Origin of the sequence: Streptomyces daqingensis (assembly GCF_014645895.1) — a bacterium.
Taxonomy (GTDB): Bacteria; Actinomycetota; Actinomycetes; order Streptomycetales; family Streptomycetaceae; genus Streptomyces; species Streptomyces daqingensis.
In genome coordinates this window covers 193,150-219,734 of the sequence record NZ_BMMP01000009.1, presented here as the reverse complement: position 1 = coordinate 219,734, position 26,585 = coordinate 193,150, and the positions used below count along the sequence as shown (strand labels likewise).

The 26,585-nt window shown below is 72.2% G+C and carries 18 protein-coding genes; 3 read left to right on the top strand and 15 right to left on the bottom strand.

The window, feature by feature from the left end; translation table 11 throughout:
- Window positions 1–236 precede the first annotated feature (236 nt).
- The 9 genes from IEY56_RS15420 to IEY56_RS15380 all read right to left on the bottom strand — a co-directional run bounded on the left by IEY56_RS15420 (window position 237) and on the right by IEY56_RS15380 (window position 10,206).
- Window positions 237–1,163 carry a Ppx/GppA phosphatase family protein gene (locus IEY56_RS15420; protein ID WP_189037747.1) on the bottom strand — a complete coding sequence of 309 codons (927 nt, stop codon included), beginning with the start codon at window positions 1,161–1,163 and terminating at the stop codon, window positions 237–239.
- Between the two features lie 98 nt (window positions 1,164–1,261).
- Window positions 1,262–1,798, bottom strand: coding sequence for a DUF501 domain-containing protein (locus tag IEY56_RS15415; protein ID WP_189037746.1), 537 nt, complete (start codon window positions 1,796–1,798; stop codon window positions 1,262–1,264).
- 204 nt (window positions 1,799–2,002) lie between these two features.
- Window positions 2,003–2,470: an FtsB family cell division protein gene (locus tag IEY56_RS15410; RefSeq protein ID WP_189037745.1), complete on the bottom strand. Its 468-nt coding sequence runs from the start codon at window positions 2,468–2,470 to the stop codon at window positions 2,003–2,005.
- A gap of 179 nt (window positions 2,471–2,649) precedes the next feature.
- Window positions 2,650–3,930, bottom strand: a complete 1,281-nt coding sequence (eno, locus tag IEY56_RS15405) for a phosphopyruvate hydratase (protein ID WP_189037744.1) — start codon at window positions 3,928–3,930, stop codon at window positions 2,650–2,652.
- A gap of 374 nt (window positions 3,931–4,304) precedes the next feature.
- Window positions 4,305–5,288, bottom strand: a complete 984-nt coding sequence (locus IEY56_RS28940) for a transglycosylase family protein (protein WP_308424146.1) — start codon at window positions 5,286–5,288, stop codon at window positions 4,305–4,307.
- Window positions 5,289–5,469: 181 nt separating this feature from the next.
- A complete protein-coding gene (locus IEY56_RS15395; RefSeq protein ID WP_189037846.1) occupies window positions 5,470–6,741 on the bottom strand; it encodes a cytochrome P450 family protein in 1,272 nt (423 codons plus the stop codon).
- Between the two features lie 448 nt (window positions 6,742–7,189).
- On the bottom strand, window positions 7,190–7,570 hold the full coding sequence (locus IEY56_RS15390; RefSeq protein WP_052708603.1) for a DUF6479 family protein: 381 nt from the start codon (window positions 7,568–7,570) through the stop codon (window positions 7,190–7,192).
- 883 nt (window positions 7,571–8,453) lie between these two features.
- Entirely contained in the window at window positions 8,454–9,437 is a 984-nt protein-coding gene (locus tag IEY56_RS15385; RefSeq protein ID WP_229711918.1) for a nucleoside triphosphate pyrophosphohydrolase, read from the bottom strand.
- 88 nt (window positions 9,438–9,525) lie between these two features.
- Window positions 9,526–10,206 carry a SurA N-terminal domain-containing protein gene (locus tag IEY56_RS15380; protein WP_189037742.1) on the bottom strand — a complete coding sequence of 227 codons (681 nt, stop codon included), beginning with the start codon at window positions 10,204–10,206 and terminating at the stop codon, window positions 9,526–9,528.
- Between the two features lie 431 nt (window positions 10,207–10,637).
- On the opposite strand from IEY56_RS15380, the gene IEY56_RS15375 reads away from it, so the two are divergent.
- Window positions 10,638–11,924 (top strand): alpha/beta hydrolase family protein, encoded by a 1,287-nt coding sequence (locus IEY56_RS15375; RefSeq protein WP_189037741.1) that lies wholly within the window; start codon window positions 10,638–10,640, stop codon window positions 11,922–11,924.
- Between the two features lie 126 nt (window positions 11,925–12,050).
- Here the strand turns inward: IEY56_RS15375 and mfd are convergent, their stop codons facing one another.
- The 3 genes from mfd to IEY56_RS15360 all read right to left on the bottom strand — a co-directional run bounded on the left by mfd (window position 12,051) and on the right by IEY56_RS15360 (window position 19,329).
- A complete protein-coding gene (gene mfd, locus IEY56_RS15370; RefSeq protein WP_189037740.1) occupies window positions 12,051–15,617 on the bottom strand; it encodes a transcription-repair coupling factor in 3,567 nt (1,188 codons plus the stop codon).
- 326 nt (window positions 15,618–15,943) lie between these two features.
- Entirely contained in the window at window positions 15,944–18,520 is a 2,577-nt protein-coding gene (locus IEY56_RS15365; RefSeq protein WP_189037739.1) for an ABC transporter permease, read from the bottom strand.
- A complete protein-coding gene (locus IEY56_RS15360) occupies window positions 18,517–19,329 on the bottom strand; it encodes an ABC transporter ATP-binding protein (protein ID WP_189037738.1) in 813 nt (270 codons plus the stop codon). Before IEY56_RS15360 ends, IEY56_RS15365 begins: the two co-directional genes overlap by 4 nt.
- Before the next feature lie 616 nt (window positions 19,330–19,945).
- Between IEY56_RS15360 and IEY56_RS15355 the strand changes: the two genes are divergently transcribed.
- A complete protein-coding gene (locus tag IEY56_RS15355) occupies window positions 19,946–20,407 on the top strand; it encodes a DUF485 domain-containing protein (RefSeq protein ID WP_189037737.1) in 462 nt (153 codons plus the stop codon).
- Window positions 20,404–22,023 (top strand): sodium/solute symporter, encoded by a 1,620-nt coding sequence (locus IEY56_RS15350; protein ID WP_189037736.1) that lies wholly within the window; start codon window positions 20,404–20,406, stop codon window positions 22,021–22,023. The genes IEY56_RS15355 and IEY56_RS15350 overlap by 4 nt, the downstream gene beginning before the upstream one ends.
- A 96-nt stretch (window positions 22,024–22,119) precedes the next feature.
- Here the strand turns inward: IEY56_RS15350 and IEY56_RS15345 are convergent, their stop codons facing one another.
- From IEY56_RS15345 to IEY56_RS15335, 3 genes are all read right to left on the bottom strand, one after another.
- The gene (locus tag IEY56_RS15345) at window positions 22,120–23,130 is read right to left on the bottom strand and encodes a coiled-coil domain-containing protein (RefSeq protein ID WP_189037735.1); all 1,011 of its coding nucleotides are present in this window, start codon (window positions 23,128–23,130) and stop codon (window positions 22,120–22,122) included.
- Window positions 23,131–23,521: 391 nt separating this feature from the next.
- Window positions 23,522–23,908, bottom strand: a complete 387-nt coding sequence (locus IEY56_RS15340) for a VOC family protein (RefSeq protein ID WP_189037734.1) — start codon at window positions 23,906–23,908, stop codon at window positions 23,522–23,524.
- 105 nt (window positions 23,909–24,013) lie between these two features.
- Window positions 24,014–26,584 carry an SUKH-4 family immunity protein gene (locus tag IEY56_RS15335; RefSeq protein ID WP_189037733.1) on the bottom strand — a complete coding sequence of 857 codons (2,571 nt, stop codon included), beginning with the start codon at window positions 26,582–26,584 and terminating at the stop codon, window positions 24,014–24,016.
- Window position 26,585: the final 1 nt, after the last annotated feature.

Sequence of the window (26,585 nt, the reverse complement as noted above, 5' to 3'; positions counted from 1 at the left end):
TGAACTGCACTTATCGTCGCCTCCACGAGAACAATGGAGGGGGCGCCGGCGCACGCGTCACACGGCTGGAATTCGCCGTTCACGCAACAGAGCCGCGGGCGAGGCCCGAATCGGGCTCTCAGCGGTGTGATACGCGCCCGACGAGGCACTTTCCCAAGTGAATTATTTCACGAGACTTCTTCGCGGGGGCTTGCGGAGGCGCTCTCCGGCCTGTTTCAAAGGAGCTGAGGGGGTGCTCAAGTGAGGCTCCACGCAATGCCGTCGAGGATGTCGTGCTCGCTGACGACGACCTCGCGCGCACCCGTCCGCTCCATGATCATCTGCAGTATCAGCGCTCCCGCGACGATCACGTCCACCCGTCCCGGATGCATCACGGGGATCGCGGCGCGCTCCGCGTGCGTGCTGTCCAGCAGGCGCTGGACGATCTCCCGTACCTGCCCGGCGGAGACGCGGGAGTGATGGATGGCGGCCGAGTCGTACTCGTTCAGCCCGAGCGCGATGCCGGCGACCGTCGTGACCGTCCCCGCGAGCCCGACGAGAGTCCGCGCCTCGGCCAGCGGGACGCTCCGTGCGGCCTCGTCGAGAGCGGCGGCGACGTCAGCGCGCATCGCCTCGATCTGGTCAGGAGTGGCGCGGTCCGAGAGGCCGTGGCGTTCGGTCAGCCGCACGCAGCCGACGTCGACGGAGCGCGCCGCGCGGACCTCCTCCGAACCCACCACGAACTCGGTCGAGCCGCCGCCGATGTCGACGACCGCGTAGGGCCGCTCCACGTCCTCACGTCCGGCGAGCTCCTTCGTGGCGCCGGTGAAGGAGAACTCCGCCTCCTGGTCACCGCTGATCACTTCCGGCTCCACGCCGAGGATCTCCACGACGCCGCGTACGAAGTCGCCCCGGTTCTCCGCGTCCCGCGACGCCGACGTGGCGGCGAAACGCAGGCGCTTCGCGCCGTGCTCCTCGATCACCTGCGCGTACTGGCGGCACGCGGCGAACGTCCGCTCCAGCGCCTCCGGCGCCAGCCGGCCCGTGCGGTCGACGCCCTGGCCGAGCCGGACGATCTCCATCCGCCGGTCCAGGGTCCGCAGTTCGCCGGTCGCGGGATCGACGTCCGCCACCAGAAGCCGGATCGAGTTCGTACCGCAGTCCACAGCGGCGACACGGGGCATGCGTTCTCCTCACGGCAGCCGCCTGCGCGACGGCCGCCTCACGACGGGCGGGCCACCAGCGTATTCGGCTCCGGCACCGGACCGGCCCGCTCCGCCCGTCAGTCCTCGCCGGGCCCGGCCGGGTCGGGGGTGACGCAGGGGCCCTTGGCCCACCATTCGGGCAGCATCGCCAGCGCCTCGTCTCCCAGCGGATTGACGCCGGGCCCCGCGACCAGGGAGTGCGCGACCAGGACGTGCAGGCACTTCACTCGGTCAGGCATGCCGCCCGCGCTGGGGAAGCCGACCAGCTCCTCGATGGCGTCGCGGCGGGCGATGTAGTCCTCGTGGGCCGCGCGGTAGGCGGCGGCCAGCTCCTCGTCCTCCTCCAGCCGCGCCGTCATCTCCCGCATCACGCCGTTCGCCTCCAGCGTGCCGATGGCGGAGGAGGCACGCGGGCACGTCAGGTAGTACGTCGTGGGGAAGGGGGTGCCGTCCTCCAGCCGGGGCGCCGTCTCCACCACGTCGGGGAGCCCGCAGGGGCAGCGGTGCGCGATGGCGCGCAGACCGCGCGGGGGGCGCCCCAACTGCGCCTTGAACGCGGCCACATCCGCGTCCGTCGGGGGCGTGGGCCGGGTCTGCGGCGGGGGCGATTCCATCGGTCGTCGGCTCTTTCCGGGTGAGGCGGTGGCGGGCGGGTTCAGGCCATCGGCGGGTCGGGCAACGGGCGGGCAGGCGTCGGGGGCGGAGGACGGGCTCGGGCGGACGGGGTTTCCGGCGAGCCCGGCCGGTGGGGCCGCGGAAGGGCGGCCCGGACGGAGGGGACGGTAGAGGACGCGGACGGGCCGGTGGACAGTTGGGCGTCAGCGCTTTCCGTCGGCCTCGTCCACGCCGTCCCACAGGTTCTGGTACCAGGCGCGGTCCGGACCGTGGTCCGAGGGACGGTGGGCGGCGCCCGTACCGTCGCGCACGGTGTAGCCGACCTCGCCGGGACGGACGAAGTGCAGGTGCTCGCGGGCCTGTTGCTCGACGAACGCCGGATCCTCCCACCTCGCCCGCAGTTCACGCAGCTGCTTGACCTTCTTGCGTGCGTGCTCCGCCTGGCGCTGCTGCTCGGCGATCTCCGAGCGCTGCGAGACGTACTGCCGCATCGGGTAGGCGAGCGCCACGACGAGGGAGCAGACGACCAGGGCCAGCAGCGCCGCACGTCCGGTCAGGCGGCTGCGGCGCGGTGTGCGCACGGTGCGGCCGCGGGCCCGGTAGAGACGTTCGGCAGCCTGGGCGCCGAAGGCCCTGATCCTGGTCGCGGTGGAGAACCGATCCGCGGGCACGTTCCTCCCCTGTCCCCTTCATCTGTTCATGGCCCGGTCCCGGCGGCCGCCGGCGGAGCACCGGCGAGCGGCTCCCGGGACGAAGCCCCCGCCACCGTACGGGAACGGGGGCGGGGACGGGCGCAGCGACGGCCGGTCGGGCCGGCCGCCGCTGCGCCTGTCGCGGGCCCGGACCGGTCTCAGCCCTTGTAGCGCGGGAAGGCGCTGCGGCCGGCGTACACGGCGGCGTCGTCGAGGATCTCCTCGATGCGCAGCAGCTGGTTGTACTTGGCGACCCGCTCCGAACGCGCCGGGGCACCGGTCTTGATCTGGCCGCAGTTGGTGGCGACGGCGAGGTCGGCGATCGTGACGTCCTCTGTCTCGCCGGAGCGGTGGGACATCATGCACTTGAAGCCGTTGCGCTGCGCCAGCTCAACGGCGTCCAGCGTCTCGGTGAGCGAGCCGATCTGGTTGACCTTCACCAGCAGGGCGTTGGCGGCGCCGTCCTCGATGCCGCGGGCGAGCCGCTCGGGGTTCGTGACGAACAGGTCGTCGCCGACGAGCTGGACCTTCGTGCCGAGCTTCTCGGTGATGGTCTGCCAGCCCGCCCAGTCGTCCTCGAACAGCGGGTCCTCGATGGACACCAGCGGGTAGGCGTCGACGAGTTCGGCGTAGTAGTCCGTCATCTCGGCGGCGGTGCGGTCCTTGCCCTCGAAGGAGTAGACGCCGTCCTTGTAGAACTCGGACGCGGCGACGTCGAGAGCGAGGGCGATGTCCTGGCCGACGGTGTAACCGGCCTTCTGGATCGCCTCGACGATGAGGTCGAGCGCCTCGCGGTTGGAGCCGAGGTTGGGCGCGAACCCGCCCTCGTCGCCCAGGCCGGTGGCCAGGCCGCGCTCCTTCAGCACGCCCTTCAGCGCGTGGTACGTCTCCGTACCCCAGCGCAGCGCCTCCGAGAAGGACTCGGCGCCGATCGGGGCGATCATGAACTCCTGGACGTCCACGTTGGAGTCGGCGTGGGAGCCGCCGTTGAGGATGTTCATCATCGGCACGGGCAGCAAGTGCGCGTTCGGACCGCCCAGGTAGCGGAAGAGCGGGAGGTCCGAGGCCTCCGACGCGGCGTGGGCGACGGCCAGCGAGACGCCGAGGATGGCGTTGGCGCCCAGGGACGACTTGTCGGCGGTGGCGTCCAGGTCGAACATCGCCTGGTCGATGAGGCGCTGCTCAGTGGCGTCGTACCCCACGAGCTCGGGGCCGATCTGCTCGATGACCGCGAGCACGGCCTTCTCGACGCCCTTGCCGCCGTAGCGGCCCGTGTCGCCGTCGCGGAGCTCAAGGGCCTCGAAGGCACCGGTCGAGGCACCCGACGGGACGGCAGCACGGCCCGTGCTGCCGTCGTCGAGGCCGACCTCGACCTCCACCGTGGGGTTGCCTCGCGAGTCGAGAATCTCGCGGGCTACGACGACGTCGATGGACGGCACGAGGGTCTCCTTCGTGAAGGGTCTGGCTTACTGCACCAGAGCCTAACGGGCGCGGAGGCCTGCCCTGCCCGTGCACTCGTGTCGGGCGGGACGACGGCCGGCGAAGCTCCAGCTCAGGAGGTGGAGAGTCGCCCCCGATTTTGTTTGACAGCGGAAGAAAAGGCGTGCTCCCGGCAACGGACCCGCAGGTCCGTGCCGGGAGAGCACGCTCGCGTGAAGGCGAAATGGGCGCGGGGAGCCCGGCGCGCGGGGGCCCGGCGCTCGGGGAGCCTGGCGCGCGGGCGCAAGGCGCACGGCAGGCGGGGGCGAGCCCGGCGCGGGTCCGGCGGCTGCGCGTCAGCCGCCGGGGAGTCCCGCCGTTGTCGCCGCAGCCGTCAGAAGCGCAGTTCCTGGCCGGGGCGGATCAGGTCCGGGTCCGAGCCGACGACGTCCCGGTTGTTCTCGTACAACTCGGGCCAGCCACCCTCGACTCCGTACTCCTCGGCGATACCGGAGAGGGACTCCCCGGGGGCGACGCGGTGGTCCTCGGCGTCCGCACCGGAGCCGGGGCGTGCGTCGTCGCCTTCGCGGGAGGGATGTTCGCCCGCGTCGCCGCGGCCCCCTTCGGAGCCGTCGCCGGAGCCGCCGGAACCGGAACCGGAAGAGTCGCCGGAGTCCGCGGAGCCGTCCGAGCCGCCGGAGCCCCCGGTGGCGCCGCCATCCGAACCGTCACCCGACTCCGAGTCGCCGCCGGGGTATGACGGATAGTCCGGATATCCGGACTCGTCCGGATCAGCGGATTCACCCGAGCCGTCCGATTCACCGGACCCTGAGGAGTCACCCGAGTCGTCCGGCGTGTCACCCGGCGAGGGGGACGCCTCATCGGACCCCTCGGAGGTGTCGCCGTCGCCCGAACCGCCGTCACCGTCATCGGACGAACTGCCGTCGTCCTCGGGCGCACTGTCCGACGGGTCCGTGGGATAAGGGCGTTCGGGAACGGGTTCGTACGATTCCTCCGAGCCGTCCGGTTCCGTCACATCGGGCGACTCGCCGGAATCCGCCGAAAGTCCCGCACTCTCAGCGCAGTCGGACCAGACCTCTGTCCCGCGGCCTTCGAGGATCTTCTCCGCGACCTCGATCTGCTGGCCGCGGCTTGCGAGGTCCGGGCGCTCCGCGAAGTCGGTTCCGCCGAACTCCTCCCAGGTCTCCTGGTCGAGTTGGAGTCCACCGTAGAAGCCGTTGTCCTCGTCGGCGCTCCACAGGCCGCCGCTCTCGCACTCGGCCACCTTGTCCCAGGTCGAGGCGTCAGCGGCGTTCGCACTGGTGGCTCCGAGCAGCGGGAGTGCGATACCCGCGCCCGTCACGCCTGCCGTGACCACGAAAGAGGGCGCCTGACGCGGACGCCGGTGGCGTCCGTTCCCGGAAAACAAGGGCGGCATGGGGGACCTCTCGTAAGGACTCGGAAGTTCGCCGCCCGAAGCTATCTTTGAATGTTCATCATCACAAGGCCGTGTCACACAGATCACGCGAAGGTCACACGGGGTTCAGGCGCCACACACGTCACAGTGATTCGGCCCGCCGAGTCCCGGCACCGCCCACCGCGCCGAACTGGACGGGCAGTTGGCGGAGCCCGCGCATGATCAGACCGCCGCGCCACCGCAATTCGGACGGGTCCGCTGCCAGCCGCACATCCGGAAGCCGGCGCAGGAGCGACTCCAGTGCCACCCGCCCCTCCAGCCGGGCCAGCGGGGCCCCCAGGCAGTAGTGGATCCCGTGCCCGTAGCCGAGGTGCTGGTTGTCGCGGCGCCCCAGATCCAGCACGTCCGGCCGGTCGAACTTGGCCGGATCACGGTCCGCGGCGGCGAGTACGACCAGCACCGGGTCCCCCTCGCCGATACGCTCCCCGCCGATCTCCAGCGGCTCGGTCGCGAAACGCCAGGTCGCCATCTCAACGGGCCCGTCGTAGCGGAGGAGTTCCTCGACCGCCGTGGCCAGCGCCGCATCGTCCCCGCCCTCGACGGCGCGTGTCAGCTCCGCGCGCTGACCCGGGTTGCGCAGCAGCGCGTACGTGCCGTTGCCGATCAGGTTGACCGTCGTCTCGAAACCCGCGAACAGCAGGATGAACGCCATGGCCGCGGCCTCGTTCTCGGTGAGCTGCTCACCGTGGTCGCTGGCGCGGGTGAGGCCCGAGATCAGGTCATCGCCCGGCTTCTCCCTTTTGCGGTGGATGAGTTCGGCCAGGTAGTTGCGCATCTTCTTCACCGCGCGCCCGACGCCGCCTCGCGGCGGGCCGGGCTGACCCGGCTTGTGGTGGCGCAGCATCATCCCCGCCCAGTCGCGGAAGTCGTCCTGGTCCTCGGCGGGGACGCCGAGCATGTCGCAGATCGCGTAGATGGGGAGGGGGAACGCGAACTCGTGGATCAGGTCTGCCTCTCCGCGGGCCGCGAAGCCGTCGATGAGCTGATCCGTCAACTCCCGTACGCGAGGCTCGAACTCCGCGGCCCGGGCCGGCGTGAACGCCTTCGAGACGAGACGCCGCAGCCGGGTGTGGTCGGGCGGGTCGATGTTGAGCAGGTGCGTCATCAAGTTCGCGCTGCGCTCGCCCGGGATGCCCACCTTCCCCTTGCCGTGGGCCGACCGCTCGCTGTGATGCCCGGGGTTCTTGCTCAGGCGCTGGTCGGCGAGTGCTTGCCGGGCGTCCGCGTAGCGCGTGACGAGCCACGCTTCGACGCCGCTGGGCAGTTCGGTCCTGCGGACGGGTGCGTGCTCGCGCAGCCAGGCGTAGGCGGGGTACGGGTCGGCTGCGAACTCCCAGTCGAACAGCGGGGGCATGGGGCACGGCGCGGCGGCGGGAGCCCCGGCGTCGGGAGAACCGGCGTCGGGAGAACCGGCGGCAGGTGTCCGGTCTGCGTCTGCGGGGTCCTCCGCTGCGGGGGGCGGCTCCGCGCCTGCGGGGGTCGGATCCGTGCCTGCGGGGGTCTCGTCTGCGGGCTTCTTGTCTTGCACACGTCGACGCTAGCGGGTGCGCAGGATCGCTCCGGGGCCGCGGCCGCATAGGGGGCGCGGGAAGGGGGCGCGGGGCTCGCCCAGCTCCAGCCAGTACGGGCCGCACCGCGGGCGGCCCTCACCGCCGCGCCATCAGCGGCACCCCGCCCCTCGGTACGACGAACGACGGTTCGACGGTTCGACGGTTCGACGAGCAGCGTGCGACGGGCGGGAGGGCTCGCGGCCCGTCTCACCCGCCGCACGATCGCAGCTCAGGAGCGTCCGGTCGGCGGACTCAGTGGTGGCCCAGGCCACCGCTCCCGAACGAACCGCTGCTGCCCTCGTCCCACTTGGGCTGAGGTCGTTCGTGTTCACCGGGGTGACTGTCGGAGTCGTAGTCCTTGAACTCGTAGGGCATGCGCCGCTGCCCGTCGTGCGGCACCTCGTCAGGGACGCGGTGACTCGTCTCGTACCCTTGCGGCTCCTCCGGCCCTGGCTCCCCGGGGCTGGACGGGCGTTGGTCACCGCGGCTGCGGATCCGGATGCCGTACGAGACGGCCAGAATCAGGCCGACCACGACCACAATGCCTGCCACCAGTGGAGCGATTCCCACCAGCAGGTCGCGGTTCTCGGCGAGCGGAATCATCGGAGTGTTTCCGGCGAGAGCTGCGTACATGGCCTACGGGTACCCCCGATCGACCGGATATGCGGTCCCTCCACAGGGGGTGGAGGCGAGGGGGGTGGAGGCAGGAGCTGGAGCGGGTCCCGGCGGGGCATTCCACGCGGGAGCACCACGTCGGGGCCGCCGACGTGCCCCATGGACACCACCGCAGGTCGCCCGGAACGGGATCACCACGCGGGACGGGAGAACCATCCCCCGGCGCGGAAACGGCAGCCAGGTTCTGGAGACCATTCGGACACCGTCCGCGGAGGGCCAGTGCCGCCCGCCGGGGTGGGCAGGGGGATCACCGTACCGAGCAGAGTGCACTGTCCCGCTGCGAGAGCACCAGACCGGGTCAGGCTGGACCCGAGCACCGCGCCGGGGCGAGAGCATCGCCTCGGAACAAGAGCACCGCGCCGGGAAGAGAGCACCGCCTCGGGCAAGAGCACCGCGCCGGGAAGAGAGCACCGCCTCGGGCAAGAGCGCCACTCTCGGACTGGCACGGCGTTCCGGGTTCTGTGCGCCGCTCTGAAAACGTCGCTCCGAACGGAGCACTGCTCTCACCGGCGGACGGTGCTCTCAGGCGCCACGGAGAGCGGAGAGCGAACAGGAGCGAGAGCGCTGCTCTCCACGCAGAGCTGCGCTCACGGGCGGCACGGCGCGTACAAAGGGAGAGCACTGCTCTCGCCCTCACGAACCTGCACCGCCCGGCCCGCCCCGTCCCACAGCCACGGATCACTCCGGTACCGCTTCCCCAGGCCCCCACCAGGCCCCGCCCGCTCAGGGCCCCGCTCAGGGCCCCAAGGCACACGCGCCCGCTGAGACCCCGCGCAATCAGTGCACTCAGACCCGGCGCCTGCGGGACCGCCCAATCAGGGCCCGGCGGCTGCGGGACCGCTCACTCAGGGTCGGCTGCGCCTTCTGCGGCGCGGATGGCGTCCCGGTACGTGCGGGCGGCGGCGCGAAGTGCCGTCTCCGGGTCGACCCCGTCGGCCTCCGCGCGTACGGCCAGCGCCAGAAGCTCGTATCCGACGCCGGGTCCCGCCGGCACTCCGTCCGGCAGTTCCAGTCCGGCCAGCCGCACCCGGCTTGCCAGCTTCGCGGCGAGGGCCAGAGCAGGCTGCCCCAGCGGGATCCCCTCCGTGACGGACTCGCGCTGCTTCTCCTCGGCCTTGGTGCGCAGCCAGTGGGCCCGTACGTCCTCGGCCGTCGCGGCCTGCTCCTCGCCGAAGACGTGCGGGTGCCGGTGGACGAGCTTCTCGACGATGGCGCCGGCGACGTCGTCGACGGAGAACGGCTCGTCCGGGTCCTCCTGAGCGATGCGGGCGTGGAAGACGACTTGCAGCAGCACGTCGCCGAGTTCCTCGCACAGCTCCGCGCGGTCGCCGTTCTCGATGGCTTCGACGAGTTCGTACATCTCCTCGATGCCGTACTTCGCCAGACCTTCGTGAGTGCGGGCGCCGCTCCACGGGCAGTCGCTGCGGATGCGGTCCATGACCTGCACCAGGTCCAGGAACCGAGCCCCGGGCAGGTCGTAGGAGCCCGGAAGCAGTTCCAGCTCGGGCATCGCGGTGCGGCCCGATCCGGCGAGGGCGGCGAGCGAGTCGGTCAGCTGCGTCTCGCCTTCCGGTGCGGCGATGACGACCGTCGTACGGCCTTCGGCGCCCGCGTCGACCAGGTCCTGCGCCTTGGGCTCGCTCCCGGCGTCCACCTCGATCCCCGCTTCCCGCACGTACGGCAGCTGCGGGTGGTCCGGGTCGGCGCACACGACGCGGTCCGCGTTGCGCAGAGCCTCCCAGGCGGGCCAGGACAGCAGTCCCGGAGCGACGCGGTGGCTGGTGGTGAGGAGGACGATGCGACCTGCGGGAACTGATGTGCTCACGCGTCGAACGTACCGCAGGGGCCGGTCAGTCCGGCCCTCGCGGCTACAGGTCGATCCCCCGGTGCCTGCCTGTGGCGCGCTGCGCCCGTCAGGGCTGCTGCTGGTGACGGTCCGCCTGCCGGCCGGTGGTGTCCTGCAGCCACGGCTCGGTGCGGTTGCCGAGCACGGACTGCTTCACGTCCCACTTGCCGAAGCGCGGGTTGACGCGGATGTGCATGCTCTTGGACGTCTTCGAGAACTTCTCGGACAGGGCCTTGTTGCTCTCGGGCGAACCCGGCTGGATGCCCGAAGCCTTGGCGATCTTGTCCACGGCGAGCTGCATGCGCAGGCGGTCGTCGATGTCGCCGGGAGCGATGGCCTGCTGCTGGAGCAGGGCCTCCTTCAGCTTCTTCGACCCGCCCGCCTGCTTCTCCAACTGCGCCCGCGCCTCGCCGACCTCGCGGCGGGTCACAGAGACGCCGGCGTCGTCGGCGGCCTTCTTCACGATGCGGTCGCGGATGAGGTTGTCGAGGGTGGCGCGGGTCAGCTGACCGCTGCCCTTGATGATCTCCTCGCCGCGCGGGGCCTCGCGCTGGGCGTCCCTGACTTCCTTCACCTTCGCCTGGAGCTCCCCCACCGTGATGCGTTCACCGCCGAGCACCGCGGCCGCACCGGGGTGCGCGTCGTTGCCGCACGCGGTGAGCAGCGGTGCTGCGACGAGCAGCGCGGCTGCACCGCAGACGGTGAGCACGGACCTACGGCGACGGCTTCCCTGTGTGCTGCTGTGCATCGATTCTCCCGGACGGCGGCAAGGGTCGTGCGAGGGTGCATGACCTGGCGTTGCTCGATGTTAAGTAGATCGCGGTGGTTGAGACCACCGCTTCAGCTCTCTTCCCGACAACGATTCGACGTTCCCGTGGACTCGCCCTGACCGCGATGGCCCTGCAACGGCTCCCTTGCGGCCGTGGAAGAGCGAAGAGCACGACTCCCGCCCAACCGCGCCTCACCCCCCGACCGCTCCGTCCCGCCCCGCGGTCCGCTCCGCCTCGTTCCCCTCCCCCAGCGGCCCCCAGCGGCCCCGGCAATCCCGGCAACCCCCCGGCGGCCCTTGGCGACTCCCGGAGACGCCCACCGGCCGGATCTTCGGCTCGGGTTAGCCCCACTCCCCTTCAGGGGCCTGCCGGATGGCCGCACCCGTGCCACGCGCCTAGCTTCCCTTCCATGCCTCTGACGACGTTCCGCGCGCACCGCCGTGCACCGTCCGCCGCCGTGCTCGCTCTCGCCCTCGCACTCGCCCTGCCGTTCGTGACGGCCGCCGACGCGGCAGCCGCGGCGGGAGGCGCGGGGACCGCCGCCCCACCGGGGCCGGCAGTGTCGACGCCGGACCCCGCCCGGGCAGCGGCGCCGGGCACTCCGCCCGGTGCGGTGCGCGAGAGGCTGGCGATTCCGCGTCCCTCGGGCCCGTACGCCGTGGGCGGCGACACGCTCCACCTCGTCGACCGCTCCCGTACCGATCCGTGGCAACCGCAGGCCGGGGCTCGGGAGTTGATGGTCTCCGCGTACTACCCGGCGCGACGCGGCACGGGCGGCCCCACGGCCCCGTACATGACCCGGCGCGAGGCCGAAGCCCTGCTGGAGGGTCAGGATCTGACCGGGAAGGTGCCGGTGGAGACGGTGACGTCGGTGCGCACGAACGCGCGGACAGACGCCCGCCCCGTCCGCGGCAGGCGGCCGCTGGTCGTGCTCTCCCCCGGTTTCACGCTGCAGCGCACCACGCTCACCGTCCTCGCGGAGGAACTCGCGGCGAGAGGTTACGTGGTGGCCGTCGTGGACCATGCCTGGGAGTCGTTCGGTACGTCCTTCCCCGGCGGACGGCTGACGACGTGCGCCGCCTGCGACGCCGTGGAGGAGGTGCCCGACGGGGACGAGTCGCGGGCGGTGCTGGCGAAGGTCGCGAGGGGCCGTTCCGCTGATATGTCCTTCCTGATCGACGAGTTGACCGGCCCCCGTCCCGCCTGGCGGCACGCTCGCATGATCGACCGTCGGAGCATCGGCGTGGCCGGCCACTCCATCGGCGGCAACTCGGCCGCTCAGCTCATGGCCGACGACGAGCGCGTCCGGGCAGGCGCCGATCTGGACGGCACGTTCTTCTCCCCCGTCCCCGAAGAGGGCCTGGACCGCCGCCCGTTCCTGATGATGGGCACCGCCGCGGGCCACAGCCCCGGCGGCGAGGACGGGACGTGGGACGCGGCATGGGAGCGGCTCGACGGCTGGAAGCGGTGGCTGACGGTCGAGGGCTCCGGGCACTTCACGTTCAACGATCTGCCGGTGCTGGCAGGGCAGTTGGGGATGACCGATCCCGATACGCCGCTGCCCGGCGACCGTTCGGGGCAGATCACCCGCGCCTACACGGGTGCGTTCTTCGACCGGCATCTGCGCGGCATCCCGCAACCGCTGCTGCGTGGGCCCTCACCCGCGAACCCGGAGGTGCGCTTCCACCGGCCGTGACCTGCGTAAGCCCCGCCGTCCTCGCGCCGCGCCCGCAGTCCCGGGAATCCGCGGGCCCCGCCCCCACGCGCCGTCTCCCGGTCAGAGTCGCGCGCCCCCGCTCCTACCGGTCCGGCCGCCGCCGCCTCACGCCCCCGGCACCGACGTGAGGAACTCCCCGACCCAGGCCAGCAGTTCACGGCCGACGACGGGCTTCCCGCCGATGCCGCCCGCCTTCGGACGCGGCACCAGGACCTGCCGCGTCGCGCTCTTGACGACCGAGCGCGGGTAGAGCCGGTTGAGCCGCAGCTCCTGCGACTCACGCAGCTCCACCGGGCTGAACCGCACGTTGTTGCCCTGGAGCGTGACGTCCGTGACGCCGCACGAGCGGGCGAGCATGCGGAGCCCCGCTACCAGCAGCAGGTTCTCGACCGGCTCCGGCAACGGCCCGTACCGGTCGGCCAGTTCCTCGCGGACGGCGGCGATGTCCTCCTCGGAGTTGGCGGAGGCGATGGCCCGGTACGCCTGGAGGCGCAGCCGCTCGCCGGGGGCGTAGTCGTGCGGTACGTGCGCGTCCACGGGCAGTTCGATCTTGACCTCGAGCGGGGCCTCCTCGGCCTCGCCGCCTCCCTCTTCCAGCGCCTTGCGGTAGTCGGCGACGGCCTCGCCGACCATCCGCACGTACAGGTCGAAGCCGACCCCGGCGATGTGGCCGGACTGCTCTCCGCCGAGGAGGTTGCCGGCGCCGCGGATCTCGAGGTCCTTCATCGCGACGTACATGCCGGCGCCCATCTCGGTGTGCTGGGCGATCGTCGCGAGGCGCTCGTGCGCGGTCTCCGTCAGCGGCTTCTCCGGCGGGTAGAGGAAGTAGGCGTAACCGCGCTCCCGGCCTCGCCCGACCCGGCCGCGCAGCTGGTGCAGCTGCGAGAGGCCGAAGTTGTCGCCGCGTTCGACGATGAGGGTGTTGGCGTTGGAGATGTCGATGCCGTTCTCGACGATCGTCGTGGCGACCAGCACGTCCGACTTCTTCTCCCAGAATTCGACGACGACCTGTTCGAGGGCCTGCTCCGACATCTGCCCGTGCGCCGTGGCGATCCGGGCCTCCGGCACGATCTGGCGCAGCCGCGCCGCCGCCCGCTCGATGGACTCCACACGGTTGTGGATGTAGAAGACCTGCCCCTCGCGCAGCAGTTCGCGGCGGATCGCGGCGCCGATCTGCTTCTCCTCGTACGGCCCGACGAACGTCAGCACGGGGTGACGCTCCTCGGGCGGGGTGGTGATCGTCGACATCTCGCGGATGCCGGTGACGGCCATCTCCAGGGTGCGCGGGATGGGGGTGGCCGACATGCTCAGCACGTCGACGTTGGCGCGGAGCTTCTTCAGCTGCTCCTTGTGCTCGACGCCGAAGCGCTGCTCCTCGTCGACGATGAGCAGTCCGAGGTCCTTGAACTTGGTGTCGGACGAGAAGAGGCGGTGCGTGCCGATGACCACGTCGACGGAGCCCTCGCGCAGCCCGTCGACGACGGCGCGGGCCTCGCTCTCCGTCTGGAACCGCGACAGCGCCCGCACGTTGACGGGGAACTGTCCGTACCGCTCGGAGAACGTGGAGAAGTGCTGCTGCACGAGCAGCGTCGTCGGTACGAGGACGGCGACCTGCTTGCCGTCCTGCACGGCCTTGAACGCGGCGCGCACGGCGATCTCGGTCTTGCCGTAGCCGACGTCTCCGCAGATCAGCCGGTCCATCGGGACCGACTTCTCCATGTCCTCCTTGACCTCGCCGATGGTGGTGAGCTGGTCGGGCGTCTCGGCGTAGGGGAAGGCGTCCTCCAGCTCCCGCTGCCAGGGCGAGTCCTGGCCGAAGGGGTGCCCCGGGGCCGCCATGCGCGCCGAGTACAGCTTGATCAGGTCGGCGGCGATCTCCTTGACGGCCTTCTTCGCGCGGGCCTTGGTCTTCGTCCAGTCGGCGCCGCCGAGGCGGTGCAGCGAGGGCTGCTCGCCTCCGACGTACTTGGTGACCTGCTCCAGCTGGTCCGTGGGGACGAACAGCCGGTCGCCGGGCTGCCCCCGCTTGGCGGGCGCGTACTCCACCAGCAGGTACTCGCGGGTGGCCCCCTGCACGGTGCGCTGGACCATCTCGACGTAGCGGCCGACGCCGTGCTGCTCGTGCACGATGTAGTCGCCCGGGACGAGGGTGAGCGGGTCGATCTGCTTGCGCCGCCGCACGGGCATGCGGGCGGCCTCCCTGCCCGCGGCCTTCTGCCCGGACAGGTCGGTCTCCGTCAGCACGGCCAGCTTCAGGCCAGGGTCGACGAAGCCGTTGTCGAGGCATCCCTGCGCCACGTGCACCACGGACGGCGCGATCTCGCCCAGGTCGCTCTCCAGGCGGGCCGCGATCCCCTCGTTCCCGAGCACTTCCGCCGTGCGGACGGCAGGCCCGTGCGCTTCGGTGACGTACACGCAGCGCCAGCCCGCCGACAGCCAGCCCTTGGTGTCGGCGAGGGCGCGGGCGGTGTCGCCGCGGTACGTCTCGGGCGCGTGCATGCCCAGCCGCAGGACGTCGTCCCCGCCGGTCTCCGGGCCGTCCGTGTCCAGGTCGGCGTCGGCGCTGAAGGGGCTGACCGACCACCACGGCATCCCCAGTTCGCGGGCGCGCTCCCGTACGTCGGCGATGCCCCACAGCGAGGCCGCGCCGAGGTCGACGGGCGCCTGCCCCGAGTCGGACATGGCGGTCGCGCTCCAGGAGGCCTGGAGGAACTCCTGCGACGTGGCGACGAGGTCGGCCGCCCTGGTACGCACCCGCTCCGGGTCGCAGACCACGGCCATCGTGCCCTCCGGCACGACGTCGAGCAGCAGCTCCATGTCGTCGACGAGGACCGGCGCCAGCGACTCCATGCCTTCGACGGCGATGCCCTCGGCGATCTTGCCGAGCAGTTCGCCGAGTTCGGGGTGGTCCTCCGCGAGGTCGGCGGCCCGCTGCCGCACCTCGTCCGTCAGCAGCAGCTCCCGGCACGGCGGTGCCCACAGACCGTGCTCGGCGGCTTCGAGGGAGCGCTGGTCGGCGACGCGGAAGTACCGGATCTCCTCGACCTCGTCGCCCCAGAACTCCACCCGGAGCGGGTGCTCCTCGGTGGGCGGGAAGACGTCCAGGATTCCGCCTCGTACGGCGAACTCGCCGCGCTTCTCGACGAGTTCGACCCGGGAGTAGGCCGCCGCGGCGAGGGCGTCGACCGCCTCGTCCATCTCGACGCTCTGCCCCTGCCGTATCGCGACGGGCTCCAGGTCTCCCAGGCCCTGCACCTGCGGCTGGAGCACGGACCGTACGGGTGCGACGACGACGCTGACGGGCCCGGCGCCGGGGTCGCCGGCGTCCGGGTGCGCGAGGCGGCGCAGCACGGCGAGGCGGCGGCCGACGGTGTCGGAGCGGGGCGAGAGCCGCTCGTGCGGCAGCGTCTCCCACGACGGGTACTCCACGACGCCCTCGGGCGGCAGCAGCGAGCGCAGCGACTCGGTGAGGTCCTCGGCCTCGCGGCCCGTCGCGGTCACGGCCAGCACGGTGCGGCCGGAGGAGCGGGCGAGCGCGGCGACGGAAAGGGGCCGGGCGGCGGCGGGGCCGACGAGGTCGACGTGGTGCCGGTTGCCGTCGGCGGCGGCCTTGACGGCCTCCTCGAGTGCGGGGTCGCGGGCGACGGCGTCGAGCAGTCCGGTGAGACTCATGTGGGGCTTCCCGTCCGGGGGTGGGCAACGCGAGATGCCCCGCAACGGCGCGACGCGGACGTTCCGGGGGTTTCCAAGCGTACGGCGGCCGGACGACCGCCGCCGACCCGATCGGCGGCGGCCCCTCGCAAGGGGGACGGGTCCGCCGGGACGGCCCGCCTGCCCCGCAGCGGCGGGACGACGGGCCCGGCAGCGGGCGGCCGAACACGCGGGCGCGGCAGGAGGGGCCGGCGCGGAGGCGGAACGGGCGGAGGCAGAACAGGCGCGGGGCCCGGGTGGCGTCCGTCACGCGCACCCGGGCCCCGCGTCGGGCCCCCGCCCGGGACCTACTCCGTGGCGATCGCGTTCAGGACGTTCATGCGGCCCGCGCGGAACGCGGGGGCCAGCGCCGCCACGAGGCCGACCAGGGCCGAGCCGACGAAGACGGCTCCGATCGTCTGCCACGGGATCTCCAGCACCCCCAGCCCCTCGAGCGCGAGCAGCTTCTGCGCCGCCGCGCCCCAGCACATGCCCAGGCCGAGGCCGAGAAGGGCGCCGAAGAGGGCGATGACGACCGACTCCAGGCGGATCATGCGGCGCAGCTGCCGCCGGGAGAGACCGATGGCCCGCATGAGGCCGATCTCACGGGTGCGTTCGACGACGGACAGCGCGAGGGTGTTCACGACGCCGAGCACCGCGACGATGATCGCCAGCGCCAGCAGCCCGTAGACCATGTTCAGCATCTGCCCTACCTGCTCCTGCAGGGTCTCCTTGTAGTCGGCCTGGTCGCGCACCTGGTACTGCGGGTACGGCTTCATCTGCTTCTTCAGGGCGGCGTACGCGGCCTTCTCGTGGCCCTCGTCGGCCGTGGCGAGCACCATCCAGCTCAGGGGGAACTGGTCGGCGGGCAGGTACCGGCGGGCGGTGTCGACGTGGATGTACTTCGCGCCCTTGTCGACGTTGGTGTCGTCGGAGGTGATCGCGGCGACCTTCAGTTCCGCCTCGCGTCCGCCGGAGAAGGCGACCTCCAGGGTGTCCCCGACCTCGACGCCGTGCTTATTCGCGTACTCGGCGCCGACCGACATGGAGTCCTTGCCGTACGCCGCCGCCAGGTCGCCCGACGTCGTCTCGCGCCGCAGGGCGTCCATGTACGCGGGTTCGGTGGCGGCGAGGTGCTCGGCCGCCGTGGAGCCGTCGGGGGCGGTGACGCGGGCGCCGACCATCTTGTACGTGGTGACGGTCTTCAGCCGCTCCGACTTCCGGGCCCTCTTCTCGGCCGCTGCCGTCACCGGCTGGCCGTTGTTGGACTGGACGATGAAGTCCGCTCCCACGGAACGGTCCAGTTCCTCCGTGGCGGAGGCGACCATCGAGGAGCCGACGACCGAGAGCGACGCGACGAGTGCGAGCCCGATCATCAGCGCCGCGGCGGTCGCACCGGTACGGCGCGGGTTGCGCAGGGCGTTGCGCTCGGCGAGGCGGCCGACGCGCCCGAAGGGGCGCAGCGTCACCACCGAGAGCACCCGCACGAGCCCGCCCGCGAGCAGCGGGCCGACGACGACGAAACCGACGAGGGTCAGCACCACGCCTGCCGCCAGCCACACCGATCCGTCCGAGGCCTTCTCGGCCTGCGTGGCCGCGTACAGGCCCGCTCCGCCGCCTGCCGTGAGGAGGAGGCCCAGCACGCCGCGCACCGTGCCGGCTTTGCCGTCGGCGGGGGTTCCGGCGTCCCGCAGCGCCGCCATCGGGGAGACCCGTCCGGCGCGCCGCGCCGGCAGGTAGGCCGCGAGGAGGGTGACGAGGATGCCGAGGACGAGTCCGGCGACGGGTGTCGTCCAGGCGAGCGTCAGCTCCGAGGTGCTGAGGTTCATGCCCAGGGCGCCCATCAGCTCCATCAGGCCGATGGCCAGGCCGACTCCGGCGCCTACGCCGACCACGGAACCGGCGACGCCCAGCAGCAGCGCCTCGATCATCACCGACCTGTTGACCTGGCGGCGGCTGGACCCGATGGCCCGCATGAGGCCGATCTCGCGGGTGCGCTGCGCGACGAGCATCGAGAAGGTGTTGACGATCAGGAAGATCCCGACGAGGAGCGCGATGCCGGCGAAACCGAGCAGGGCGTACTTGAGCACGTCCAGGAAGGAGCCGATCTGCTCGCGGCTGGAGTCGGCCGCCTCCTTCTTCGTCTGGTACGTGTACGTGCCCGCCCCGAGGGCTTCGGTGACGTTCTTCTTCAGCTCGGCGTGCGTGACGCCGCTGCCGGCGGTCACCGCGACGCCCGTGTAGGCGTCGGTGGCCCCCAGCAGCTCCCGCTGCGCTGTGCGGGTGTCGAAGTAGACGATCGCCGCGCCGGGATTGGTGACCTGGAAGGTCGCGATGCCGGAGATCCTCGCCTCGATGTCACCGGTCGCGGTGATGGTGCGCAGTTCGTCGCCCAGCTTCAGCTTCCGCTTCTTCGCCGTGTCGGCGTCGACCATGACGTCGGAGGCGCCGCGGGGCGCGTGCCCCGAGGTGATCTTCATCGTCGTGCGGTCGCCGGTGGTCCAGTTGGAGGCGATGGTGGGGGCGCCCGTCGTGGAGCCGATGTTCTTGTCGTCGCCGTCGACGACGGTGACCTTCTCGCTGGAGACCATGCCCTCCACGGACTTGGCGCCCTCCGCGGTCCGCGCCCCGGCGAGGGCGGACTCCGGCACCGACGGCGGACGGCCCGTCTCCTGCTGCGCCTTGTCGTCCTTCGGCTTCTTCGGGCTGACGGTGACGTCCGCGGACGTCGAGGCGAAGAGCTTGTCGAAGGTGGTCGTCATGGTGTCGGTGAAGACCAGCGTCCCGCAGACGAACGCCACGGACAGCACGACCGCGACGGCGCTGAGCGCCATGCGCCCCTTGTGCGCCAGGAAGTTGCGCAGGGATGCCTTGAGTACGGTCACGACGCGCTCCCGTGGGTGCCGTCGGCGCCGGGGACGTCCTCAGCGAGGCGCAGCATGCGGTCGAGCACCGCCTCGGCCGTGGGACTGTCCATCTCGTCGACGATGCGGCCGTCGGCGAGGTAGAGGACGCGGTCGGAGTAGGCGGCCGCCACCGGGTCGTGGGTCACCATCACGATGGTCTGCCCGAGCTCGTCGACGGAGCGGCGCAGGAACCTGAGCATCTCCGCGCCCGAACGGGAGTCGAGGTTGCCCGTCGGTTCGTCCGCGAAGATGATCTCGGGCCGCGCCGCCAGGGCGCGTGCGACGGCGACGCGCTGCTGCTGGCCGCCGGAGAGTTCGCTGGGGCGGTGCTTGAGCCGGCCTTCGAGGTTCACGGTGGCGATGACGTTCTCCAGCCACGCCTTGTCGGGCTTCCGGCCCGCGATGTCCATGGGGAGCGTGATGTTCTCCAGGGCGTCGAGGGTGGGCAGCAGGTTGAACGCCTGGAAGATGAAGCCGATCCGGTCGCGGCGCAGCCGCGTGAGCTTCTTCTCCTTCAGTCTCGTGATCTCCTGTCCGCCGACCCGGACTTCGCCCTCGGTCACGGAGTCGAGCCCGGCCAGGCAGTGCATCAGGGTCGACTTGCCGGACCCGGAGGGTCCCATGATCGCGGTGAAGGCGCCCCGGGCGATCTCCACGTCGACGTGGTCGAGCGCCACGACCCGGGTCTCACCGGAGCCGTAGGCCTTCACCAGTTTCCGGGCGGAGGCGGCGACAGCCGAACGTGCCCCGTTGCCCCCTGTCGCGGGTGTCGTCACAGCCGTCGTCACTTCTCTTCTCCTCGTTCGTCTGGCGGGCGGCCCGGAAGGGCAGCGGATCTCTCGGACGGGTCGGCGGCGGTCGCTCGGGACGCGTGGTGCCGGGCAGCGGTGCCGCCGGTGCCCGGCGCGGACGCCGCGGGGTGCCGCTTCGGACCGTCGGCGGACCGCCTCCGCATGCCGAGGGTCGGCGGGGCGGCCTGTGCGGCGGTTGCGGCCGCCGCACAGGCCAGCCTTACGCAGGAAGACGGCCGTCGCGATGGTGCCCGTACGCGTTCGCGTGCGGGGGTTACCCCCACCCCGAGCCGGATCCGGGCGCGGAGTGGGTGCGCGAGTAAGGAACAGGAACTGCCCCTGCCGGTACGGACGTTCCGGCAGGACGTATCAGCAGCTTATAGACCGCCCCAGCCGGACTCCTCCTGCCCCAGGACGAAACTCCCGGACCCGGATCAACCGGGTGCCGACAGGGGCCACCCCTAAGGGGCATTGACACTTTCTGTTATTACCGTAAGTAACAATGTGGAGTTTGTGACGGGTTCTCACGCAGCCCTTCCACCCGGACTCGACCCGCCGGTAACGTGCCGACGACCTCGGGTTTTACGCACTCCGGGCAGAAGGAGAGCCACGAATGGCGTTCAGTACCGATGATCATCGTGGGTTTCCCGACGACTACGGAACGTATCCACCTCCGCCCCCGTATCCCCCCTGGCACCCCCAGCCCCCGCCGCCCTCCCACGGGCCGCCGCCCGGCTACCCGCCGAGCGTCCCGGCACGGGAGAACACCGCCCTGCACCAGCTGCGCTCCGCGTACCGCCTGCTGCGCCGCGGCATGGCGGCGGCGCTCCTCGCCTACTACTCGGCCTTCCTGGTGATGGCCGCCTACCTGCCGGACGTCATGGGCGCGAAGGTCGCCGGGAACCTCAACCTCGGCGTGTGCCTGGGGCTTTCGCTCGTCCCGATCACCCTCGCGGCGATCCTCGTGTACGAGTTCCTCGCCCGCTCCACCGTCGACCCCGTCGCGCACCGCGTACGCATCGTCGAGGCCGAGGCCCGCGAGAAGGCCAGGGCACAGCAGAGGTGGAGCCGATGAACTCGCAGACAGTGGACGCCAGTTCGCAGTCGCTCTCGTTCGCGATCTTCGCGGGGCTGGTCAGCGTCACGTTGCTGCTGTGCATCATGACGAGCGCTGAGCGGGACGACCTCGACGAGTTCTACACCGGCTTCCGCACCCTCGCTCCCCTGCGCAACGGCCTCGCCATCGCGGGCGACTACATATCCGCCGCGACCGTCCTGTCGACCATCGGCATCATCGCCCTCACCGGCTTCGACGGACTCATCCTCGCTCTGAGCACCGCCCTGTCGCTCCTCCTGCTGATGGTGCTGCTCGCCGAACCGCTGCGCCACGCGGGCCGGTTCACCATCGGTGACGCGCTCACCCACCGGGCGCCCAGCCGCAGCGTGCGCCTCGCGACGACAGCCGTCACCCTGGCCTCGCTGCTGCCCCTGATGGTCTTCCAGCTCTCCGGCGCGGGACATCTCGTCACGCTCGTGCTGGGATTCGAGGGCTCGTCTGTCCGTACGGCGACGATCATCGCCCTCGGAGGGCTCATGATCGGCTACGCGGCCATCGGCGGCATGAAGGGCACTGCCCTCATCCACATCATCAAACTCGTCGTGCTCTTCGCCGCCTCGGCGCTGCTCGCCGTGCTCGTCATGGACAAGGTCGGCTGGAACCCCTCGCGCCTCCTCGCGCTCGCGGACCAGGGCAGCGGCGCCGGGCCGGCCTTCTCCCGGTCCGGGCTGCTCATCGAGGCGACGCCGCTGGGGAAGGTCGACCTCGTGTTCAGCGCGCTGACCGTGGTCTTCGGCGCGGCCTGCCTGCCGCACGTCACGATGCGCATGTTCACCGCGAAGAACGCGCCGGCGATCCGGCGCGCCATGTCGTACGCCGTGATGATCATGGGCGTCTTCGTCGTCCTCATCGCGGTCGTCGGCGCCGGCGCCACCGCCCTGCTGGGACGGGGCGTCATCGAGGCGGGCGGCCCCCAGGGCAGCACCGCGATCCTCCAGCTCGCCCAGGCGATCGTCGCGGACTCCGCGTCCTTCTCCACGCTCGTCTTCACCACGGTAGCCACCGCGGTGTTCCTGACGCTGCTCTCCTCGGTGGCCGGCATGATCCTGGCCTGCGGGAACTCCCTCGCCCACGACCTGTACGCGCACGTCACCACCCGCAAGGGCACCGAGCCCGAGCCACGGCGGGAGCTGCTGATCGCGCGTGCCGCGGCGTTCGCAGTAGGCGTGCCCGCCATCGTGATCGCCGTGCTCGTCCAGGACAACGGCCTGCGGGCGCTGATCATCCTGTCGTTCAGCATCGGTGCGTCCGCCATCGCGCCCGCTCTCGTCCTCAGCCTCTTCTGGCCGCGCTGCACCCGCACCGGTGTGCTCGGCTCCCTCATAGGGGGAACGGTCTCCGCGACGGTGGTAACGGTCTTCTCCACCACCGTCTCCGGGACGCCTCAGTCCCTGTTCCCCGACTCGGACTTCGACATCTTCCCGCTCACCACCAGCGGCCTGATCAGCATGCCGCTGGGCTTCCTCCTCGGGTGGGCGGGAACCCTCCTCAGCCGGCCGGAGAGCCAGGACCGGCAGATCCAGGAGTATGCGGCGGCCGAGCCGCGCCTCCTGGCGGGGGCGGAGCGGCGGTGACGGCGGAGGGGCCGCCCGGCCCCTCCGCCCGGCCCGTCCCGATGCCGTACGACTGCTACCCGTGGAAGTCCGAACTCCCCGCCTTTCGGGGCTCGTTCAGCGCGAGGACCCACCGGGCTGCTCGCCCTGCCCGGGCACGATGACCTGCGGGCCCCCCGCGGCGTTCCGCCCGTCCGTCCGCACGTCACGGCCGGCCGGTCCGTCCGCGCCCTCGCCGTCCGGCTCGGGCCCCATGTCCGGCTCACGGCCCGTGAGCGACGCGAGGGTGCTGCGCACGCGCGTCATGTGCTGCCTCAACTGCTCGGCCCGCTCTGCGTGTTCGTGCAGCACCCCGGCGGTCTCGCGCTCGACGGCCTCCTCGCGCACCCGCGCCTCCGCCAGCAGCTCCTCCCCCCGCGCGACCGCCTCCTCCTGCTTCAGCCGTGCCGCCTCCTCCGCCTCCGCTCGCTCCGCCCGCGCCTCGCGCAGCAACTGCTCGCCCCGCGCGGCCAGGCTCTCGATGTAGGCCTCGACCTCCCCCTCCCGGGCAGCGAAGCGGCGCTCCGCCTCCTCCTGCGCCTGAGCGCGGGCCCGCTCCTGCTCGGCCATGGCCTCAGCGCAGCGCCGCGAGACCTCCCGCAGGTTCTCCTCCGCGCCGGTACGGGCCTCCTCCGCCGCGGCGCGGGCCTCCGAGAGCAGCGTGACGGCCTCGCTCCGCGCCGCCTCGACCGTGCGGGCCGCGCCGGCTGCCGCTTCCGTACGCACACGCTGCGCGTCACGCTGTGCCGCCTCGCGCCACGCGACGGACACCGACTCCGCCTCCAGCATCGTCCGCCGCGCCTCCGCCTGGCCGGCCTCGCGCAGCCGCGCGCTCTCGGTCTCCGCCAGCGACAGCAACTGCCCCGCGTTCTCGCCCAGCGCCGCGTACTCCTCCGGTGGCCTGGCCGCGACCGCGTCCTGCAACCGGGCGGCCTCCAACCGCAACTCCTCTGCCCGTGCGGTGAGTTCGGCGACGTGCTCCCAGTCCTGCCGGGACTGCTCGATCAGGCCGGCCACCATCCTGTCGACCTGCTCGGGCCGGTAACCACGGCCCCGTACAACAGCGAAGGCATGCGGCGACGCACCCATTTCGAGCCCCTTACTCAGCGATCGGCAACACTCAACGGCGGAGAGGCACATCTTTCTTGATCCGAGCGAAGCGGGCATAACGCAACACTCCATACGAGCGCATCACGTACGGGGCGCGGAGTCACCAGGCCGCGCCGGAGCGGACGCGGCCAGGGCGTTGACCGGCCGGATTCGGCAGCAGGCGCGGGAATCGGCGGCCCGCGGCCCGCCGGTGTGCACGGGACGGCGCACCATCCGCGCGAGTGACAGGTCAGGCGTGGAGAGCCGCCGCGAAGGGTGAACGGCGGGCGCACCCCGGCTGCGAGATGCGGCTGCGGGGATGCCTGGACGCACGGATACGCAGGGGCGTACGCACACGGCGCGCTGCTCGCGCGGGCAGCCCCGCGGTGCCTCAACTCCCGGGAAAGACGCAGAACTCGTTGCCCTCGGGGTCGAGCAGGACGGCGTGGCCGTCGTGACGGGCCTGGACGGTCGCGCCCAGCCCGGTCAGCCGTCGGACCTCCGCCTCCATGTCCGGGGCCGTCACATCCAGGTGGGCCCGGTTCTTCACGCACTTCGCCTCGGGCACCAGCTGGAACCAGAGACGCGGCCCTCCGGCCGCCGGCTCCACGAGCACGGTCGGATCGTCCTCGACGCTGGTGATCCCCCTGGCCCGCAGGCGGGCGAGTTCCGCCTCGTCGTACGGGGCGACGGCGTACCCGTCCAGCACGGAGGCCCAGAACCGGGCCGCGGCCGCCGGGTGCACGCAGTCGAAGACGATGTCGCGAAGTCGCGCCATGCAGCCATCGTCGACGTCCACCCGGCAGTTGTCACGAGGGCCTCGGCCACCCCCGCGGGGCCGGCGGCGGTGACGGCAACGGCGGGGGCGGGGGCGGGGGCGGGTCTAGAAGAGCCCGTCCCACATCTGTTCCAGCAGCACCGCCCACCAGTTCTCCGGCGAGGAGAGCGCCGCCGGGTCCAGCGCGGCCAGCTGCAGCTGGAAGTCGACCGTCCAGCGGCCCGCCTGCTCCTGCGTGAGCCCGAACCGCAGCGGCCACATCCGGCCCAGCGCCGCCATGCAGCGGACGAACTCGGGCAGGCCGGTGTTGACGAACTGCGGCTGCGCCGCCCGCCCTTCAGGGCTTCCCTCCAGCGGGACGGCCACGATGTGGGCCGTCCCGTACTGCACGCACAGCTGACGGCCGAAGTCGTTCCCCATCACCAGGTACGACCCGGCGTCGGAGGCCGGCAGCACGCCGCGTTCCTGCGCGAGTTCCGCGAGCGTCGGCACCGGACGGCCGGGCTGGGCCTGCCCCCAGAAGAAGGGGTTCACGTCGACGGGGACGCCCGCCCACATCAGCGTCTGCCCCACGATGTCGGGCACGCCCTGCCGTGAGACCGCGTGCTGCTCGAAGCGGAAGACGCCCTGCGGGCCGAAGGCCTGGGCAAGTTCCTGCCCGACGGCGTCCGGCGGGAGCGGCGGCATGGGCGGGATCTGGTGCTGCGGCGGCAGCGGCACCCGGAACGGAGCGGGCCGCGCCGGACCGTCGGCGACCTGGTGCAGCTCGCCCTGGTGCTCCAGCAGGTGCCGCACGCCCTGCTGACGGGAGGCGTGGTCACGTCCGTACGGGGCGGTGTGCGTGATCCGCACCTGAGGCCAGGTCTCCCGGACCATGCGCGCGCAGTAGCCGCCCGGCAGGTCGCAGGACTCCAACTCGGTGTGCAGCTCCACCACTTGCTGCGGCGGGACGTTCATGTTCCGCAGCTCGTGCAGGATCTGCCACTCGGGATGCGGGGTTCCTGGAGCGGAACGCCGGATGAGCTGCTGCTCCGACCCGTCGGGCGCCCGGTAGCTGAGCACCGCCATGTAGCCGGGACCGACCGTGGGCTGCCCGCTGGGCTGCTGCTGTTGTTGTTGCTGGGGGTATCCGTACGCGGGCGGCGGTCCCCCGGGCTGCGGACCCGGCGCGCCCTGCGGGAAGCCGTACGCCTGCGGCGACACGCCCCCGCCCGGGGCGGCGGGCACTCCGGGAGGCGCGCCCGGGACGCCGGGCGGGGGCCCGGGGGGTGCGGGCGCGGCGGGGCCGCCGCTCTGTGCCGGGCCGGCGAGCATCGTCGCCGCATGGTGGACGTCGCCCCCGCCGCCCGGGGGAGGCGGAGTACCGGGAGCGGGAGGCGGAGTGCCCGGTGCGGGAGGCGGAGGCGGTGGGCCGCCCGGACCGCCCTGGGAAGGCCCCGCCAGCATCGTGGCCGCGTGGTGCACACCGCCCGAGCCGGGCCCCTGACCCTGGCCGCCGCCCTGCCCGGAGGCCGGTCCGGAACCTCCGGAGGAGCCCTCACCGCCGCCGGAACCACCGGCGGGCTGCCCGTTCTCGCCGAGCTGGCCCTCCACCTCGGCGGAAGAGACCAGCTGCGTCGGCACGTAGCCGCCGCCGGACGGCCCGGATGCGCCGGAGCCGTCTGACCGGGCACCGGGCGTGCCCGGGGCTCCCGGCGGGGGCGGCACGGACGGCCCGCCGCCCCGCGACGGGTTGTCACCGCGCGCGGCACGGCTCGTGTCGGCGTCGGCGAAGTCCCCGGCGCTGCCGGGCGCCCCCGGCGGAGCCGGAGGCGGAGGGGGCGTACCGTCCGGGCCCCCGGAAGCCGGACCGGCGAGCATCGTCGCCGCGTGGTGCACACCGCCGGAACCGGCGCCCGTTCCCTGGCCCGGAGCCGAACCGGCAGGCGGCGCGGGGACGTTCGGCGGCTGGGACGGGGGAGGCGGAGCCGAGGGCCCGGAGCCTGCCCCGGGTTCGTCCACTGCCGGGTTCACGGCCGTGCTGGGCAGCGGGCGCGTCTCCGGCATCATCTCCGTCTTCGCCTCCCACCGCTCGTCGTCGCCGCCGGAGTACTCGTCGTCGCTGCCGGAGAGCGGGGGCGCGAAGACCGTCGCGGGCGGCGACTGCGCTTCACCACCACCCGAACTGCTGGTGTCCGCGGCGTCCCAGGGGCTCACGCCCTCCGCGGCCGGAGCCTGCGGGGCGGCAGCGGCGGCGGCGTTCTGACCGGCGGTGCCGGACCCCGGCGACCGCCGGTCCGGGATGCCCATCTGGTCGGCCGCCTCCTGCAGCCACCCCGGCGGGGTCAGCAGGAACGACGTCGCCTCCAGGTCCAGGCGCTGCGGCGGTACGCCCGAAGAGGCGGGAACGGAAACAGAGTTGCCGTACTCCTCCTCGTAGCGCCGGATCACCTCGCCCACGGGCAGGGCGGGCCACAGGGTGGTGTCCCCGCTGTCCCGCGCTATCACCAGACGCTGACGGCCGACGCCCTGGTCCGCGCCGCCGTCGGAGTACTCCTCGGACGCCTCGGCCCACGCGACGAACCCGAGGTCGAACTCCCGGACCCGCACCTCGAACCGCCGGCGTCCCGGCTCCTCGGGGACACCCCCGTTGACCCAGCGCTCCGCGCGCTCCTGAGCCTGTGCGAAGGTCACCATC

What these genes read in the sequence shown, in the direction of transcription:
- IEY56_RS15375 (WP_189037741.1), top strand. Translation starts at nt 10,638, where the DNA reads ATGCCTCTGACGACGTTCCGCGCGCACCGCCGTGCACCGTCCGCCGCC.
- IEY56_RS15415 (WP_189037746.1), bottom strand. Translation starts at nt 1,798, where the DNA reads ATGGAATCGCCCCCGCCGCAGACCCGGCCCACGCCCCCGACGGACGCG.
- IEY56_RS15335 (WP_189037733.1), bottom strand. Translation starts at nt 26,584, where the DNA reads ATGGTGACCTTCGCACAGGCTCAGGAGCGCGCGGAGCGCTGGGTCAAC.
- IEY56_RS15345 (WP_189037735.1), bottom strand. Translation starts at nt 23,130, where the DNA reads ATGGGTGCGTCGCCGCATGCCTTCGCTGTTGTACGGGGCCGTGGTTAC.
- IEY56_RS15355 (WP_189037737.1), top strand. Translation starts at nt 19,946, where the DNA reads ATGGCGTTCAGTACCGATGATCATCGTGGGTTTCCCGACGACTACGGA.
- mfd (WP_189037740.1), bottom strand. Translation starts at nt 15,617, where the DNA reads ATGAGTCTCACCGGACTGCTCGACGCCGTCGCCCGCGACCCCGCACTC.
- IEY56_RS15340 (WP_189037734.1), bottom strand. Translation starts at nt 23,908, where the DNA reads ATGGCGCGACTTCGCGACATCGTCTTCGACTGCGTGCACCCGGCGGCC.
- IEY56_RS15350 (WP_189037736.1), top strand. Translation starts at nt 20,404, where the DNA reads ATGAACTCGCAGACAGTGGACGCCAGTTCGCAGTCGCTCTCGTTCGCG.
- IEY56_RS15390 (WP_052708603.1), bottom strand. Translation starts at nt 7,570, where the DNA reads ATGTACGCAGCTCTCGCCGGAAACACTCCGATGATTCCGCTCGCCGAG.
- IEY56_RS15395 (WP_189037846.1), bottom strand. Translation starts at nt 6,741, where the DNA reads ATGCCCCCGCTGTTCGACTGGGAGTTCGCAGCCGACCCGTACCCCGCC.
- IEY56_RS15420 (WP_189037747.1), bottom strand. Translation starts at nt 1,163, where the DNA reads ATGCCCCGTGTCGCCGCTGTGGACTGCGGTACGAACTCGATCCGGCTT.
- IEY56_RS15380 (WP_189037742.1), bottom strand. Translation starts at nt 10,206, where the DNA reads ATGCACAGCAGCACACAGGGAAGCCGTCGCCGTAGGTCCGTGCTCACC.